General features: G+C 62.4%; 14 protein-coding genes. 4 read left to right on the plus strand and 10 right to left on the minus strand.

Features of this window, described 5'->3' with window-relative positions; all coding sequences use genetic code 11:
* Positions 1-157: 157 nt before the first annotated feature.
* From JO015_11460 to JO015_11475, 4 genes are all read right to left on the minus strand, one after another.
* Entirely contained in the window at positions 158-1,783 is a 1,626-nt protein-coding gene (locus JO015_11460) for an NAD(P)-binding domain-containing protein (GenBank protein ID MBV9999714.1), read from the minus strand.
* A 266-nt stretch (positions 1,784-2,049) separates the two neighbouring features.
* The gene (locus tag JO015_11465) at positions 2,050-2,268 is read right to left on the minus strand and encodes a hypothetical protein (protein MBV9999715.1); all 219 of its coding nucleotides are present in this window, start codon (positions 2,266-2,268) and stop codon (positions 2,050-2,052) included.
* A 182-nt stretch (positions 2,269-2,450) separates the two neighbouring features.
* A complete protein-coding gene (locus tag JO015_11470; protein MBV9999716.1) occupies positions 2,451-3,029 on the minus strand; it encodes a Uma2 family endonuclease in 579 nt (192 codons plus the stop codon).
* Between the two features lie 334 nt (positions 3,030-3,363).
* Entirely contained in the window at positions 3,364-3,552 is a 189-nt protein-coding gene (locus JO015_11475) for a hypothetical protein (GenBank protein ID MBV9999717.1), read from the minus strand.
* A 638-nt stretch (positions 3,553-4,190) separates the two neighbouring features.
* On the opposite strand from JO015_11475, the gene JO015_11480 reads away from it, so the two are divergent.
* On the plus strand, positions 4,191-5,207 hold the full coding sequence (locus tag JO015_11480) for a zinc-binding dehydrogenase (protein ID MBV9999718.1): 1,017 nt from the start codon (positions 4,191-4,193) through the stop codon (positions 5,205-5,207).
* 339 nt (positions 5,208-5,546) lie between these two features.
* Here the strand turns inward: JO015_11480 and JO015_11485 are convergent, their stop codons facing one another.
* Complete coding sequence (locus JO015_11485; GenBank protein MBV9999719.1) at positions 5,547-5,987, minus strand: Uma2 family endonuclease; 441 nt, start codon at positions 5,985-5,987, stop codon at positions 5,547-5,549.
* 654 nt (positions 5,988-6,641) lie between these two features.
* Here JO015_11485 and JO015_11490 point away from each other — a divergent pair.
* Both JO015_11490 and JO015_11495 read left to right on the plus strand, forming a co-directional pair.
* Positions 6,642-7,268 (plus strand): hypothetical protein, encoded by a 627-nt coding sequence (locus JO015_11490; GenBank protein ID MBV9999720.1) that lies wholly within the window; start codon positions 6,642-6,644, stop codon positions 7,266-7,268.
* A 564-nt stretch (positions 7,269-7,832) separates the two neighbouring features.
* Positions 7,833-9,695, plus strand: a complete 1,863-nt coding sequence (locus JO015_11495; GenBank protein ID MBV9999721.1) for a caspase family protein — start codon at positions 7,833-7,835, stop codon at positions 9,693-9,695.
* A gap of 332 nt (positions 9,696-10,027) precedes the next feature.
* Here the strand turns inward: JO015_11495 and JO015_11500 are convergent, their stop codons facing one another.
* From JO015_11500 to JO015_11515, 4 genes are all read right to left on the minus strand, one after another.
* Positions 10,028-10,264, minus strand: coding sequence for a hypothetical protein (locus JO015_11500; protein ID MBV9999722.1), 237 nt, complete (start codon positions 10,262-10,264; stop codon positions 10,028-10,030).
* Between the two features lie 1,710 nt (positions 10,265-11,974).
* A complete protein-coding gene (locus JO015_11505) occupies positions 11,975-12,550 on the minus strand; it encodes a Uma2 family endonuclease (GenBank protein ID MBV9999723.1) in 576 nt (191 codons plus the stop codon).
* Between the two features lie 677 nt (positions 12,551-13,227).
* On the minus strand, positions 13,228-13,590 hold the full coding sequence (locus JO015_11510; protein ID MBV9999724.1) for a hypothetical protein: 363 nt from the start codon (positions 13,588-13,590) through the stop codon (positions 13,228-13,230).
* A 1,321-nt stretch (positions 13,591-14,911) separates the two neighbouring features.
* The gene (locus JO015_11515) at positions 14,912-15,631 is read right to left on the minus strand and encodes a hypothetical protein (protein ID MBV9999725.1); all 720 of its coding nucleotides are present in this window, start codon (positions 15,629-15,631) and stop codon (positions 14,912-14,914) included.
* Between the two features lie 201 nt (positions 15,632-15,832).
* On the opposite strand from JO015_11515, the gene JO015_11520 reads away from it, so the two are divergent.
* On the plus strand, positions 15,833-16,126 hold the full coding sequence (locus tag JO015_11520) for a hypothetical protein (GenBank protein MBV9999726.1): 294 nt from the start codon (positions 15,833-15,835) through the stop codon (positions 16,124-16,126).
* A gap of 77 nt (positions 16,127-16,203) precedes the next feature.
* Here JO015_11520 and JO015_11525 read toward each other — a convergent pair.
* Positions 16,204-16,378 (minus strand): NAD-dependent dehydratase (locus JO015_11525; GenBank protein ID MBV9999727.1); only part of this gene is annotated, 175 nt, incomplete at its 5' end.

A 16,378-nucleotide genomic window follows, 5' to 3' on the forward strand; every position in this document is an offset into this window, starting at 1 on the left:
TGGCCCGGTGACCTTAAACCGCATTGTTTGTGGGAAAAAGGGTGCGCCCGCGGGGCGAGTTCGAAGTGTTCATGCGAGCCTCTTCGTTACTACCTGGTCCGCATTCGTGAAAGTGAGATGGCGCCTTTCTACCGAGGGCACCCGAGTGACTGACCGTTCATTCTTCGGGTCCCTGCGCGTTTGCTGACGGCTTCGTGATCCGGTCCACCAATCCGGTGAACCCAGCCTCTTTGCGAGCGGCCGCCAGGGCCTGGAGTTGCGCGACCTGTTCACGGGAGAACTCGGGGCTGACCACCGTGCCCAACGCCCGCGCTTCGGCCTGGATCCGTTCCGCCGCTTCCGGTAAGCGGTCGGGGCCGGCCAGCCGAAAAGATGCGGCCGACAACGGCCCAAACAGCAGCGCCCGAGCCAGGAGGGGCCACTGGCTTAGCTCGGGTTCCACGCCCGCTTCGCGCGCAAAGCGCAGCGCGATCAAATGCATCGCCTGCGGCTGCGAGCCGCCTCGCTTGGGCGGTTGGGCCGCCAGGGCCGCCTCCATCTGACTCGGCGGCGGAAGCGGCCGAAGCCCGCTCCAGGCGTACGCGATCCAGCGGGCTTGCAACTCCAGGGGTGGGAAATAGGGCCCGGTTTGTTCCCACAAACCCACAAAGGCAAGACCCGGCAAATCCGGATGGAACGTGAAGTGGTAAAGTTCCGCGTCCTGAGCGTCGTTCAGCCGGAGCGTGCGGCGGATCGCGGCGCTCAAGAACGGCAAACTCAACTCGAAGCCGGTGCCCAGGATGATCGCATCGAACTCTTCGGCGCTTTCGTCGCTGAATCGAACCCTCGGGCCCTCGATGAGGCGCAGCCAGGGTTTAACAACGATGCGGCCCTCCGCCACCAATGGCAGGAAGTGCTGGCTCAACCCCCGCCCCACCGTCAGGAAATCGCCGTCCGGCGGCCGCGCGCCGAACCGCTCCGGGCTGCCGAACGCCCGCAGGATGTGGTCCTGAGTGGCCTTGGCCAGGGCTTCCCTCGGCGTGACCTCCGCAGACAGGGCCGCAAAGCGGGTAAAGGCGAGCGTGTCGCTGGGGACCCCGGCCACCAGCTTGGGCACAACGTAGCGCTGGCGTCGGTAGGTCGAGACGACGCGCGCGGCGCCCAGCATTGCCAGGTCGCTGGCAATTTCCAGGGCGCTGATGGCGCAACCCACCACGAGCACCCGTTGACCGCGGAAACCCTCCGGGCGCTTGTAGTGAAGGCTGTGGAGTGCTCCGCCTCGGCCGCAAAACGATTCCAGTCCGGGCAGGGGCGGGATCAGCGGCGTGGTAAACCTGCCGGAAGCCACCACCACGTACGGAAAGGTCTCGCTTCGAGCCTCGGCGCCGCTGTTGGACCCGATCACCCAACCGCCACCTCGAGGGTCACGCTCGATCGTTTCGACCCGGGTGGCGTACCGAATGTGGCGAAGGAGGTCAAACGTTTGGGCATAGCGCCCCAGATAGGAAAGGATCTCCCCGTTGGAGGGGAAGATTGCCCCCTTGGGTTCGGGCGCGAGGTCGCTAAAGCAAGTCAGCCATCGGCTGGTGTTGGTCACCATGGAAGGCCAAACCCCGCTGTGAGGCGAGCGCGCGTTCCACTGTCCCCCCAGCGCATCATTTTGCTCAAAGAGCACCGGTTCCCAGCCGTGCTGCTTGAGGAATTTGGCGACCACCAGGCCGCCCGGCCCGCTTCCAATGATGGCGACCAGGCGCCGCGCCGGGGCTGGCCGAATCGAATCACCGCTTTGATTTGCGACGCTCATCAGAAAAGGGCAGGGGCGTGGCCCCGCCGGGCGGAAGGTGGTGGACGTACTTTTGATGCGTGCGGCATGGGATTGGGCGCGCTGGTCCAAAGGGTATCCCAACCGGCAGCGGATGGGGGAGTGGAAAAAATGGCGAGGGGTAAGTTCGGGGGTAAAGGTCTCCCGGCACTTCGGGTACACGCGTAGGAAAATCTCCTGCGGGCCTCTTTCCAGCACCCTCAGCCGTAATGAAGAGAATCGCTGGGATCAGGTCGGAAGGCCCTTTGTCAAGGCATTTTCCAGGGTAAGGGCAGCTTGAACGCCAGCACCCAGCAGCTCCAGAGGCAAAGGCACGCCATAAGCCCGCACGCCACGTAAAGCGGTAGGTACCACGCATCCCGGTACCGGCCTTTTTGGGCCAGAAAAATGATCCCGGCGATGCACAACAGGCCCGGGAACACGACCATGATAAACGCGATGCCGAGGGGAATCAGGATTTGAGCCATCTCACAAGGATGCACCGTTCGTTCGCCGGATCATAGGCGACCGTACCTTCGACGGCCTGACCCCTGGCCGAGCCGCGCTTTGGCTCCCTTGACGCTGGAGCCCCGGTTCGGGTGCAAGGGTATCTGCTTTTTGCGTTCGAAAGGGCTTCGCGCTTCCGGGCACAAAAACGGTACCAACTCCCTCAAGCGTCACCCGACAGCAGGGCGGACATGTCAACCTCAACGCCCGCTAAAGCCTGCGGCGACACCTTGCCTTCCCTGATGATTCTCGTTTCGTAGCGGTCGCCGCTCAGCATAAAGACCCGCAGGCACCGGTGACGAACGTCAACTACCCAGTATTCCGGGACGCGGGCCCGCCGGTAGAGGTCCGCTTTGTAGCCCAGGTCGTGGGTGAGGCTGCTGTCGGCGATTTCGATCACCAGCAGGGTATCGGCCGGGGTGGCCTGTTGGCGTCGGCCGAGGGTGGGCCGGTACAGCACCAGGTCCGGTTCGGGCACGTTGTGAGGCCGGATGACCAGGGACCGGCCGGGACCGACCTTGAAGCGCCCGGCGCTTTGCATCACGAAGGCTTCGTTAAGTTCGGCAAGAATCCAGTGGTGTTCGGGGCCGATCGGGGCCATGGGGATGAGTTGGCCGTCCAGCAGCTCGACGCGCGCGTCCTCTTCGAGGATGCCGGCCTCCACCAGCCGGTAAAAATCCTCCACCGTGAAGCGGTAGACGGCGTCGAAGCGGACCGGGGGCGGTTGGATAAAGGTGGTCATAGGGTCGGCGGTCGCCGCTGTGGGCATTACTGAATCATACTTGGTCCTACTCAGGGCGCACCCTCTAAACGCGAGGGCGCTTAGCCTCAGAGCGCTGCCGTTTGGGTCGGTCGCTCAGCCGCTTTCGAAAGCATAGGGTTTATCGACGATGGCTTTATGGATCGCCCCAGGGAGCACACGCGCAAACCGGGATCCGGGCCCCCCAGGGCAACCATGGACGATTCGAGGGAAAGGAGCATCCTTTTCCCGGACCCATTACGGAAAGGACGTTCTGTGACGGGCTTTCCCGTGCAAACTGCTCTCTTTGCAGCTATTTCCTTGGTCGATGCGCCCCCTACGTGACGCCCATGGGGCCCCGGCCCGGTGCGTCAAAGGCGCCGTCCGCGCGCGACACGAGCGCGTAATGGTCAAACCGGTCTTCGTCCGGCGGTAACGGTTCGTGGCCGGACGGGTTTCCGCCCGCCCCCGAGGCGAGGTCCAGCGCCGCCGCCGAGCCTGGGGGCGGGTGCGGGCCTGGCTCCATGCCTTGAGCCGGTGGCCCTTTGAGGCGATTGGAACGCGCGCGGCTCCCGGCGCGCGATTCTCTGGGACCCTGCCCCTTGTCTACGCCCGGTAGCCGTCCTCGGAGGCCCTCTGTTCAACGCTGCCCTCACGGCGTGCGAGGCGGGGGGCGGCAGCACCGTACGTTGGCCACCCGTCCAGGCCGGCAGCGCACCCGGCGCGCTTGGCCAAGGGATCGTCAACGAGGCACTAAGCGGTTTTAAGGCGACACAAAAATTACGCGGCGGTATCGGCCCAACCGCCTTGAACAGGATCCTTTGGGAAAAAGGTTCCTCCGGCGTGGCGAGTTCGGGCCTTTGGGCTGGGTGCTTGAACCTCCCTATTTCGGCGCTGGGCGGGGCCGAGTCCACCCGTGAGCAGGCGGACCGGGCGAAACACGGGCGGGCTTTTGTATCGCCGACCAGCAGCCCGCCCTCGCTTGTGCCGGTACTTGCCACCCGCCAAGCCCGGTGCTGCCGGAAGGAATTGTCCCGAGGGGCATCGGTTTTTAAACGGCCCCCCCTCGGTTGAGAACGGCCCGAAAACATCCGGTCCGGGCCGAATGAATGCGAATGGCAAAAGGGGGATGATCGCCGTAGTTAACCGGCAAGGAGCTGCAAAATGAAACAGGTCTTCATCGTCGGTCACGGTGGCCCGGACAAGCTGCAGATGCGTGAATCGCCCGACCCGCGCCCGGTCGGGGGCGAACTCCGCATCCGCGTCCAGGCAAGCGGCGTCAACTTTGCCGATATTCTCGCGCGCCAGGGCCTCTACCCCGACGCGCCCAAGCCTCCCTGCGTGGTCGGCTACGAAGTGTCCGGCACCGTGGACGCCATAGGCCCCGGTGTGGACTTGTCCTGGGTGGGCAAGGATGCCTTTGCGCTGACCCGCTTCGGCGGCTATTCCGACGTGGTGATCGTGCCCGAGAAACAGGCCTTGGTCAAACCGGCCTCGCTCTCCCATGAACAGGCGGCCGCCATCCCGGTAAACTACCTTACCGCGTGGCAGTTGCTGGCGGTCATGGGGGCTCTGAAACCCGAGGAGACCGTGCTCATTCACAATGCCGGCGGCGGCGTGGGCTTGGCCGCCATCGACATCGCGCGCCACCTCGGCGCCACGATTTATGGCACGGCCAGCAGCGTCAAGCACGCTTTCCTGAGGCAACGCGGGCTGCACCAGGCCATCGACTACCGCGCCCAAGACTGGGCGGCCGAACTGCAGCGGCTCACCCAAGGCAAAGGCGTGGCGCTCATCACCGACCCCTTGGGCGGCCGTCACTGGAAGAAGAGCTATGAGGCGTTGCGTTCGACGGGGCGGCTCGGCGTGTTCGGCGTTTCGGTGGCAACGGACTCGAAGCTCCCCGGGCCCTTGCGCCTGTTGCCGGTTGTGCTCGGCACACCTTTCTTCCATCCGCTTGCGCTGATGAACGCCAACAAATCCGTCTTCGGCGTGAACCTGGGCCACCTGTGGCATGAGCCCGGCCTGATCGCGGGTTGGATGGCAACCCTGCTGAAGGGCGTCGCGGAAGGGTGGGTGCGCCCCCATGTGGGCAAGGGCTTTCCGCTCGCGCAGGCCGGCGAGGCGCAAACCTATATGGAAGAGCGTAAGAACACCGGCAAGGTCGTCCTGATGAGCTGAGGGTGCCAGCGGGTCGCACCAGGAATTTGGGCTGCTGACACCCCCCTCGGAAACGGCCGGCGCTCATCGCGCCGTAGGAATTCTCCTGCATGCGAGGACCAAAACCGCCCGCCGGGGCACGTCCATTCGTCCTGGGGCACCGGGTGCACGGTAGGGTGGGGAACGCCGGTTGCCCCCCTCGCTTGAGCCCGCGCAAGGGGGCCTGCGCCTTAAAGCCGCTCGCCAAAGCCCTCGCCATTTAATGCTCGGCTCCCTTGACACCCTCCGGACTCGCTACGGCTTATGGGGGTATCGATCGGGAAAGAAACGTTGTTCTTTCCCTCCGGGGCATTTCCTCCCTCAAGCGCCGCCCGCCAGCAGGGCGGACGCGTCAACCTCGACGCCCGGTAACGCCTGCGGCGATACCATGCCTTCCCTGACGACGCTGGTTTCGTAGCGCCCGCCGACCAGCCTAAAGACGTGCAGGCCATTGCGCTTGAGGTCCACGACCCAATATTCCGGGAGCTTGGCGCCCTCATAGATCCGGGCTTTCTTAACCAGGTCGCGCCGGCGGGTGCTTTGGGCGACCTCCACCCCCACGAACACGTCGGCCGGTCGCACGTGATGCTCATCACTCAGGGCGCCAGGCCGGTAAAGCAACAGGTCCGGCTCGGGTTCGTCATGGTCAGGGATCGGCAACGGCGAATCCTGGCCGGTTCTGAACCGCCAAACTTCCTGACGAATGAAGTCGTGAAGCAATTCGTCCACGATCCGCTGGTGCCTGGGTCCGATCGGGGACATAGGAACGATGCGGCCCTCTAGCAGCTCCACCGAGCGCCGCTACTCTTCCAGGATCCCCTCCTCAACCAACCGGTGATACTCCTCAATGGTATAACGGCGCGTCGTGTCGAACGCGAATCGTCGGGATTGGAGATCGGTGACCATACCAGCATCCTTTGGCAAAAAGGTTATCACAGGGATCAAGCGGCTGCCGCCCTCTGTCGGCGGTGGGCCGGGCCGCATCGAATCGTCCTGGAAGTCCGGGCGTGCGGCAGGGTGAGGGAGCATGCGCTGCCCCTCCTTCGCTGTCGCAAGGTCGGCCTGCGGGTACGGGATGTGATGCAGGCGACGCCAACCCCGCCTATGAGGGCCGGCTTGCGCGCTTAGAGCTCGTCGGGGGCGATGCCAATAACCCCCTTTTTCCGGGTGCGATTAACCCCCAGACCTCAAATCGACGTGGTGCCTGCTGACTTACCCCCGGCTTCAAGCCGCTTTGTTTGGGAGGAAAAAGGGGCCGCCGACCTGGCAAGCTCATGCCCCTGGGGTCAGATGTCCGCCCGGAGTCGGCGGTGGGCCGGAAGGCGAGGTTACAAATTTCGGGCTCGCCTCGCGCAATGGCAAGCTTCGGGGTGGGGCAGGGGGCGGGCAATCCCCGAAAGGGCGATTACCTCGCTAGTGCCCTGGGTCGGGGTCATGGCGGCGGGCTATGCGCTGGGGGCGCTGCTCGGGCGGCCGGACCGCCGCCAATGGACGCTCGGGCTGGGGGTGGCGCTCACGCTGGCGTTCTTTGCGCTGCGCGCGCTCAACGGCTACGGCAACGGCGGCGCCGGCCTGCCCGCCCCCGTGCCGTCCACGGCGGGACCCTGGCGAGTCCAGCCCCGCCCGACGCTGACCGTCGCCGCCTTTTTCAACGCCCTGAAATACCCGCCCTCGCTGGATTACCTGCTGATGACGCTGGGCCCCGCCCTGATCCTGTTGACGTGGCTGGAGGGCGCGACGACAGGGCGCGGCTTCGGGCGGATCCTCCTTGCGTTCGGTCGCGTGCCCCTGTTTTACTACGTCCTGCACCTCTTTGTGATCCACGGCTTGGCCATCGTGGTGGGCTGGCTCTACCATCAACCCATCACTTGGCTTTGGCAGGGGCGCTTTATGACCCAAGATCCCCCGGCCGGTTACGGCCACGGCTTGGCCTTCATTTACCTGATGTGGTTACTTGCTTTAGGGCTGCTTTACTTCCCCTGCCGGTGGTATGCGGCGTTCAAGGGCGCGCATCCAAACTGGGGGTGGTTGAGTTACCTGTAGGTTTCGGCATTTTGGCCGGGCGAAGGGCCACGAGCGGTGGAACGGCGGGCGAAACCTCTGGCGTTGGACTGCACTTACAGCGGTTCCCGGTTGAATTGAAGCCACTCAGGATTGATAGTGCGGGTTACTTGCCGGTCCGCGACGGTTATTGTGGTTCATTTCAGAAGGCCTGACGCGTGGTTAGAGCAACGCCTCCATTTCTCTCATCGGCGGGGGAGGCCCGATTGAAGGGCGGCGTGCCCCTTGCGGCGCTTTTTGCGGGGGCCACAGCCGCTTACCGCCGCTCCCTGCTCTCGCAGCCGACCCGGCCCGCCGTTTTCACTGCTGGATGACGATTCGCACCGTCGGCGCCGGGCTGGACCACCTTGAATGCGGGGGAGGGGGTCGTTAGGTCCCCGGATCCGCTCTGGACGGCCCGGACCCGGGACAGGCATTGGCGCGGCCTTGCACCGCTTGGTGACTTCAAGCCGCTTGGTTTTGGGGAAAAGGTGCCGCTGGCCGCGAGGAAATGCGCAAAAATGCGTATTCCGTCTGGCGAAGTCTGTACGGTAAACAACGGTCGCGATGCCAGATTACCGAATTCTTTGCATCCACGGAATCGGACACACCGAGCAGACCCAGGATTGGAATCAACCGTGGATAGACGTTCTCAAGGATGCGTTTACTAATAGGTTGCACACCAAGGACCGATTGGAGTTCAGCGCCCTCCCCTACGACGCCATCTTTGAAAAGTATCCCAGCAACCTGCTTGAAGACGCCGAAGCCGTTGCGGAGCTGATTGGAAGCGCGGCGTACCACGCTGCCGCCGATCCCCTTCAGCCAAGGGCATTTGAACCTTTGGACAATCTTAAATACGTCGGCCGGTGGTACGCGGGAATGGTTGCGCAATGGGTTGTCAGCGACGCCCTCCGCAAAGACCTCCGTGCGGCTCTGAGCGCGGCCATCCAGGCATTCAATCCCGACATCATTCTGGCGCATAGCCTGGGCACCCTCTTGTCCTACGACCTCTTTACCCATGACGACGTGGGCCGAAAGCTTGCGGAAGGGCGCATCTATATCACCTTGGGCTCTCAGATTGCTAACCCCTTTGTTCGTGCCAGAATGTGGGGTGGCCGGGTCGCAATGGTTCCGGCCAAAAGGTGGTATCACCTCTTCAATAAACTGGACCCGGCGTTCACCGCGCAGATCACGGAGCCGGGCCAAATCACCTTCTTGCAGGTCGAGACGGACTCGCCCGCCGGGCACAACCCGACGACAACGAACGGCAACCCCGGTTACCTCGATCACCCCAACACGTTGACCAAGGTCTGGGAGCCGCTGTCGCGGGGCTTGGACGAAGCGTTCGTGTCACGAGGCTTGGCGATCGTCGAGCAAGCCGCTAAACCGCCGAAGCGCCGGGCGCTGCTGGTCGGCATCAACGACTACCCCGATCCTGCCCACAAACTCAACGGCTGCGTAAATGACGTGTATTCGGTAAGCGCCCTCCTTCAGCAAAACGGATTCTTGCCTGAGGACATCACCGTTCTCATCGACCGGCGTGCCACCAAGGACGCGATCATCGACCGCCTAACGTGGCTTTTGTCGCACGCCGACGATCAGGCAGAGCGGGTCTTCTACTATAGCGGGCACGGGCTGCAAATCCCGGGCCGTGGTCCGAACGGGCTGATCGACCACGTCGAGGACGGGATTGTACCCGTCGATTTTGACTGGCAAAAGCTCAACGCCATCACCGATCGAGACCTTTTCGATTTGTACACCCAGCTTCCGCCGACGGCCAGGTTTCTTGCCATCTTCGACACCTGCTTTTCCGGCGGCCTGATCCAGGGCCAGCGAGGTTCAGTCCGAAACGTGCCTGCCCCCGAGGAGATCCGCCATGGGTTGCAGCAAGGGAATCGGAAGGGGCGGCATTGGGAGCCGCGGCGGCTGAAGCCGCTGCTTCCGGACTTCGACGAGCAAGAGCAGCAAACCTACACGGGATTGAATGGCTACACCTATAAATTAGGAAGGGCGGTACCGCTGAGGAGGGTTGCGAAAGCCAGGTACAAAGAGCTCACCCAGCTGCGGCAACACGTAGGTCCCTACCTGCCTGTGGATATAGAGGCCTGCAAGGATGATCAACAATCTTATGAATATGCCGATGGGGGCGTAACGCACGGGGCATTTACTTTTGCGCTCGCGAGCGCGTTCGAAAAGCCGAGCGTGCTTAGCTTCCACGAGTTGGAACGCCGGATCGCCAAGCGCCTGAAACAGCTGGGGATTAATCAGCAACCGCAGATTGCCGGGCCAAAGCACATTTTAGATCATCCCATTGCCAACTGGGACCAGGGAGGGGGTCAGGATGGCGCCGGAGCCACCGGTCCCTCCGAGGAAACCGGCGGCCCGCTTGCTGGCTCAAGCGCGTCTGACGCCCGTTCTCAGGGCGGTTGAGCCGGTCCTTGCGCAGGAGGGGCAGCCCCGCAGGGGGGATAATGGTCAACTCGGCAGCGACCAAGCCAGCGGGGCAATCAGGAACCAGATGCCCGATTGGGGCAACACGCCCGGCTCGGGGAAAATCACGTTTTTCCCCGAACCGATACCCATCCCCTGCCCGGCTACAGCTCGATCGGGCGCCAAGGGAGGCCGTGGAACAAATAGCGAGTCCCCGAGCGGCTTTATGCCGCAAGGCCGACCTTGCGCCCATCGAGCCGAGCGGGCCTCGCCTTCCTGGATGCCGCAGCCTCTGCAAATGTCGATCCGATCGCGGCGCGCCTGGGTTGTCCCTACCTCCAGAGGTGATTGATGATGGTGACCACGAACAGCATGAAGGCCATACCGCTCAAGACGATGGCCATTTGGGCCAGCACCATGATCACAAACCAGTTTTTGAGTAGGCCCCATTGCTCGGCCAAGCGTTTGTCGACGTAATCGCTAAGGCCGGCGGCTTGGTCCTCGGTAAAACCGGCGGCTCTGAGTTTTTCGCGGGCGTCGAGTTTCTCGCGGGTTGCGGTGGTGGTCATGGCGGCTGCTCCCCTTTAAGATGGCAGAAAGGGACCAGACCGCCAACTACGGTGCGGCGCGTCCCTTTGACTTCAGCTGCTTTGTTTGGAGTAAATGGGTCCGCCGGCCTGGCGAGTTCGAACCTTTGGGGTTGGATGTTCCGCCCCCTTTGTTGGCGGTGGGCCGGGGCGCGTCGACCTGTCCTGGAGGACCAGGCACACGGCAGGGTAGGGGAGCGCCGGTTGCCTTTTCCCTTACCGGCGCAAGGCCGGCATCCGGATACGGGGCGTGACGGAGGCAATGCCAACCGCCTATGAGGGCCGGCTTGCCCGCTTGGAGCTCGTCAGAGGCGGCTCGTCAATCACCCCTTTTTCGGGTATTGGTCACCCCCAACCCACAAAGGCCCGTGGACCCGTTAGCGGATCGGTTGGACGGGAGGCAGCGGCTCAGGCGAACATGAGCTTTATCCGGGCGCCCATCTGCGGCCCCGATCCATAGCCTTTATTGGCCAGAAGCGCCCGCCCCGCGCGCATGCTCAATGATGAGGTCCGCCGCACGACTGACGCCCCCCGCTTCGCGCAACTGCGTCCCCCAATATTGGGCGCGCTCCTGGAACGTGCGCTCGTTAGCAAGCGCCCGAGCTTTGCCACGACCTCCCCGGCGGTGAAGGACCACACTGGGGAAACGCCGCGGCGCGACAACTCCGCCATGATGGGTCCGGTGGGCGCGTTCATCGAAAGCGGGTGGAAGCTGCGGTAAGGGGATCTGGCGCAAAGGTGGTTGGGGGCTTGCCCCCTAAGCGTTAACTTGTTTCTCAATTCCAGCCTGCAGAGGTGCTTTTCCCTCGAAAATCACATCCAAACGTTTGTTGTGGAACCGTATTTAGTGTAGATTTCCGTATAAACAGTGTTTTCTGACCGAGCAAGTTAACGCTTATGGGGGCTTGCCCCCACAAGACGACTTTGGGGCCCATCCCCAGGGAAAAGGTTCCACCGGCAGGGCGAGTTCGGCATCCGCGGGTCAAGTGTTCCGCTTCCCGAGTCGGCGGTCGGCCGATCCACGCCGGTTGTGAAAAGCCGGCCAGACGCAACCGGCGTTGTGTAAAGCCAACGGCCGCATTCCGCAACACAAACGCACGCCGCGGTACAACGCAGGGCGCACCATGTCGTGGTGCAGGCTGCGGTACATCGCCTGGACAGGGCAGGGGAGCAAACGAGCGGGCTCCTGGTCCCTTATATCGGAAGCCCGCCCTCTGTCTGTGTCTGGCTAATACCGGCACCCGCCGGGTCGGCTGCTTTTGACCAATTCTCACGCTACAGGGCCAACGGGGATACGCTACTCGGCAGTGAAGACATATTTCTGGCGGGAAAGCCGCTTCGAGTCGCTATGGCGTGCCTCAGCGCTCGAGCCAGTGACAAACCGATCGGTTTGCGCTCAAGCACGCAGGTCGTCGGTCGATCAGCCGCTTGGGGGAAAGTCCTAAAGGCTTTTCATGGGGTGCAGGTTGATCGCTGGTACGGGGTCAGCCTGTACCCGCCCCTGTGGGGGAAGGGAGCTCCGCTTCGGCCTATTGCCGTCGAGGTCGGAACGGGCACCTTCGCTTCGCGGATCCTCCCATTGCCTCGCTTGACGGCGGCCTCCGCTGCGCTACCGGTGACTGCATTTTTGCGTTTTCCCTCTGTTCGCTTGTCCCTCGCTCCATCGGTCAACCGACAAAAAACCGGGGCGACTCAAGCACCCCCGAACAAGGCAGCAACATCGATTTCGACGCCAGCTAAAGCCTGCGGCGATACCTCGCCTTCCCTGACGATTGTCGTTTCGTAGTAGTCGCCGCCGAGCAGGAAGACGCGCAGGCACCGGTGGCGAACGTCGACCACCCAGTATTCCGGGACGCCGGCCCGCCGGTAGAGGTCCGCTTTGTAGCCCAGGTCGCGGGTGAGGGTGCTGTCGGCAATTTCGATGACCAGCAGCACGTCCGACGCGGTGAGGTGCTGTCGGCGGCCGATCCCAGGCCGGTAAAGCACCAGGTCTGGTTCAGGCACGTCGTGGGGCCGTATGGGCAAAGAGCGGCCGGGACCGACCCTGAAACGTCTCCCGCGTTGGTCGGAGAAGGCTGCGGTGAGTTCCTCCAAAATCCAGTGGTGTTCGGGGCCGATGGGCGCCGTGGGGATGATTTGACCGTCCAGCAGCTCGACGCGGGCGTCCTCCTCGAGGATGCCGGCCTCGACTAGCCGGTAATACTCCTCGACCGTAAACCGGCGCACGGCGTCGAAGTGCACCGGGGGGGGGTGGGTGATCGTGGACATGGTCAGGTTGCCGCCTCTGCGGGTAATGCTGGATCGTACCTGGTCTTACGCTAGGCCGCATCCCTTAAACTTGAGGGTGCTTGGCATTGACGGACAGCAACGATCCGCCGTTGACTGGACCGGATGCGGTCACTGATGGCGGGTCTTGTTGTAGGCCCGGCCCTTAGCGTGGGAGGCGGGGTTCGCCGACGCCACCTACACGGCGCGACGGGGCAGGCCGTGATGGCGCGGGGGGTTGGGAGAAACGTTGAACCCAGGCGCAAGGCAACCCCCAAAGGGTGCGGGGATCGACCCGTCCCACGCCACGGGGGTCTTTCCCGCGCTGCGACCGTCCATCCGCCGACCCGGAGGACCTTGGCGTGGGGTCGACGCATTTTGGCTTGCGGGGTATTGACCGACGGCACTGCGAAAATCTCCGGTAAAGCGATCCGTGCACGAGCAGTTGCCGCCACACCAGCGGGCTCATCACGCCGCAGAGCACGACGCGAAGTTGGTAGATCGCAAGGGACAATCAGGAAGGTTCAGGCAGGCGGGCACGTTACCGAAGCCCACCGGTTTGGCTTCGCATCTGCCCCCGAAATGTCCCGCTCTCCAGCGTCGGAGGGACCTGTCTCTTGTCATCATCCGGCAACTCGATATGATCTACTATGCCATCCAGTCGAACTCAACAGCGGAGACTATAACCTTGGGTGTAAAAAAAAATAGATACCAAAGCTGAAACCGAAGCTTGCATCGACCGAGCTGATCATAATCACTTCAGACAATGGAGGTCCGTTCGAAGCGACGTTTCTAACCAAACCTTTGCTTCGAAGGCCTTCAAGAAGGATGCCGGCCACACTTTTCGCCACGTCGAAGGTACGGCAGAGCCGGGCAAGTCGACGTACGCCGACAGGGATACAGCGATCAATGTGACGATGGAGCTTTTGAACTGCGCCCAGGGTCAGAAGATCCTTGGACGGCTTGATAAAGCGGACCCCGCCGGCAGCTTCGTTGAGCACGACATTGCGAACAGGAAGATCGAGGCCGAGGTCACCGGGCATTGGTACGGGTTTGATGGGTCTCCCGGGGCAACCAAGAAGAAAATTACGAAGGCGACTTGTCAGATTATGAAGCTCGGTGCAGATGTGCTATGGATTCAAACCACCTATCCAACCGGCTTCGTCGCTTGAGGAACGGCTCCAGGTCTGCCGTCCGCACCGGCTTGGGCATCTCAATCAGCAAGTGCATTTTCGTCCCCGCTGATTTCCTTCATCCCATGCCGGTTTGGTAGCGGCCTGACCGTAAGCGACCTCGGAAATTGGGGAAAAGGTTCCGCCGCCGGCGCGGGTTCTAACCCCTGAGGGCTGGATGTTGCGCCTCCCTTTGTCGGCGGCTGGCCGGGGCACGTCAACCCATCCTGCGGATAGGCACATGCCAGGGTAGGGGAGCGTCGATTGCCCTTTCGCTTGAGCTTGCGCAAGGTCGCTGCGCCATAAACGGCAGCCTTCCCGGCTTCGCCGGGCCCCTGCCATTTAATGCTCGCTCCCTTGACGCGGCGCTCTCGCTCGAGTGCGGGGGTAACGAGCTTTTTGCGGTTTTCCCTCTGTTCGCTCCTACGTCGCCTCCATCGGTCAACCTGCAGAAAATCAGGGTGTATCCCGCTTCCTCAATGGCTTGGGGGTCTAATCGGCGTTCGGGATGGCGGAACGGATCGATCAGCTTCTCAAAGCGAACGCGCACGTAATTGGTTTCTTTGCCGCCTTCCGCAAAATGTTCGCTGGGCTCTGGTGGTAATGTGATGACCCCCATGCCGATGCTTCCCCGACCCTTTTTACCCTTCGGTAACCCCCCTTTCCCATTGTAACATAAAAAAGCGATCACCCGCTTTCTGAGTTGAAATAGGGGCGACGCTCCAGTCCCGCTCAACTGGGAAGCCGGCGTCAAATCGGGCGGCTAGTTCAGGTAATCCCGGTCGGCTAGTTCAGGTAATCCTTCCCAAAAAATATTTACTCGGGTTTTTAACCATGATGAACCAGACAGGTGACGCGGGCCAGCATCAGGCAGGCAAACCGACAGAGTGCAGACCAGCCGAAGCGGTGGGCGGCAGACCGTTATGCCGGGCTAAAAGTCCTGACAACTGTTAATTAACACCGTTTTCCCTAGGGCGACGCCCAAGGGAAAACTATCAATTAACCTTTGTAAATCCAAAAACTAGCCAGGTCGCAAAACATTCCACCTAATCTATGGATTTTATCCAACCTCGAGTCGCACCCCCCATCGGACTCGTAAAATGACCAGAGCTAATTGAGCGTGTCGATACAGCAAAAAAGATAAGCGTTCATGAGTATTGAACCGGCACTTCTGGTTCGGCTTTGGCCATTTTCAGGGGAGGTAAGCGAGCAGTTCCGCCACGTGCTCGAATAAAAGCCGGGGAGGTTTTTGCGCGTCGATCGCCGCTTCGGAGAGCCAAAAACCTAACTGACGCCACAGGGCGCGACGCACTTGGGCCAACGCATCGGCAAAGGTCGGCTGCGCCTTAGCATACCAGGCGCTGCGCCGCACGCTTGGCTGCCAAGCCGGCTGACGTTGAACCATCAGGGCCACCAACGAAAAGAGGCCCAAGCGCAGCGGGGTCGCCCGGGCCACAGCCAGATCATTCCACTGGCGCTGGCCGTCGAGCCCCAGGTAGAGGCGCGCCTCCTGGAAGGTGGTCTCCAGCGACCAGCGCTGCAGGTAGTAGCGCACGATCTGGCGGGCCTCCAGCTTTAGGTCGCTCGACAGCAGGCCGATGGGCTCGCAGCGGCCCTTGGGGTCGCGCACCAGCACCCACCGGAGGGCCACGGCCGGCCGGCCCGACTTGTACCACACCGCGGTGCCGCTGGCCAGTTGCAACCGGCGGATTTGCCCGCCGTACCAGCCCAGTTGACACGTCTGCCAGCGGGTGCGCCGGTCCTGGAGCCGTTCGGTCGGTTTCTTGACCGGTTTGCCTTTGAACCGCGGCCGGCCGGCCTGGCCGCCCCGCCGCTGGGGGTCGGCCGGTAGAGGGCCGCATCCAGCCGCAAACGGGTGATCAGGGTGATGGGCCGGGTCTGGCGCGCGCACCAGGCTAACAACTCCAAAGCGGCGTAGTACTAAAAAGGGACGGGTTTTTTACCGCGTTCGGCCTGTCGCCCGTTGCCCTCAGACAACTTTCCGGGATTGCCACGCTTTAACCGGAACCTTTCTCAGCCTTTCCGGGCTCAATGTGCTTCCCGTTTCCGGTTTTAGCGTGCGACCTTACAGGCCTTCCGCAATCTCAAAACGGTGCAGCTGGAAGTGCGCCCCGTTTACCGCAAGACCGATGAGCGCATCCAAAGTCACGTCTTGCTGTGCACGCTGGCCTATTACCTGCAGCGGCACCTTAAGCAGCGGCTGGCGCCGTCGTTTGTGGCCGACGGCACGCACCAGGCGCGGCAGTGGACCCTGCGCAACGTGATCGAACGGCTGGCGGCTATCCGGCGCGAGACGGTGAGCTTGGCCGGGGTGGCATTCCAAAAAGTCACCGCCCCGGAAGCCGGCCAGCAAAGCATCCTGGAGTACCTGCAGGTGCGCTTGTAGCCATTTTCTTGAAATCTGAGATCTGTTTAAGCTCTTGTTAAGCAGCCACTTGCACGGCGAACAAAAAAGAAAACGGGTCAAAAGGGAATGAAGCGCTCCCGTTGGAATTGCGCGCACAACCGAAGCAGCATTTCTTCGGTGTCCACCCATTCGTGAAAACCAAACCGGCGTGCCTTGGTGGTGTCGGACATCACGTCGTACTCCAGGTTGAAAATGGCTTCACCAAAGGGCCAGGCCACCGCTTGCTGGTAG

It is taken from the genome of Verrucomicrobiota bacterium, from assembly GCA_019247695.1.
Taxonomy (GTDB): Bacteria; Verrucomicrobiota; Verrucomicrobiia; order Chthoniobacterales; family JAFAMB01; genus JAFBAP01.

Excerpts from the sequence above, each read along its gene's own strand:
- JO015_11460 (MBV9999714.1), bottom strand. The coding sequence starts at position 1,783 with ATGAGCGTCGCAAATCAAAGCGGTGATTCGATTCGGCCAGCCCCGGCG.
- JO015_11465 (MBV9999715.1), bottom strand. The coding sequence starts at position 2,268 with ATGGCTCAAATCCTGATTCCCCTCGGCATCGCGTTTATCATGGTCGTG.
- JO015_11470 (MBV9999716.1), bottom strand. The coding sequence starts at position 3,029 with ATGACCACCTTTATCCAACCGCCCCCGGTCCGCTTCGACGCCGTCTAC.
- JO015_11475 (MBV9999717.1), bottom strand. The coding sequence starts at position 3,552 with ATGGAGCCAGGCCCGCACCCGCCCCCAGGCTCGGCGGCGGCGCTGGAC.
- JO015_11480 (MBV9999718.1), top strand. The coding sequence starts at position 4,191 with ATGAAACAGGTCTTCATCGTCGGTCACGGTGGCCCGGACAAGCTGCAG.
- JO015_11485 (MBV9999719.1), bottom strand. The coding sequence starts at position 5,987 with ATGTCCCCGATCGGACCCAGGCACCAGCGGATCGTGGACGAATTGCTT.
- JO015_11495 (MBV9999721.1), top strand. The coding sequence starts at position 7,833 with ATGCCAGATTACCGAATTCTTTGCATCCACGGAATCGGACACACCGAG.
- JO015_11500 (MBV9999722.1), bottom strand. The coding sequence starts at position 10,264 with ATGACCACCACCGCAACCCGCGAGAAACTCGACGCCCGCGAAAAACTC.
- JO015_11505 (MBV9999723.1), bottom strand. The coding sequence starts at position 12,550 with ATGTCCACGATCACCCACCCCCCCCCGGTGCACTTCGACGCCGTGCGC.
- JO015_11510 (MBV9999724.1), bottom strand. The coding sequence starts at position 13,590 with ATGCCCGGTGACCTCGGCCTCGATCTTCCTGTTCGCAATGTCGTGCTC.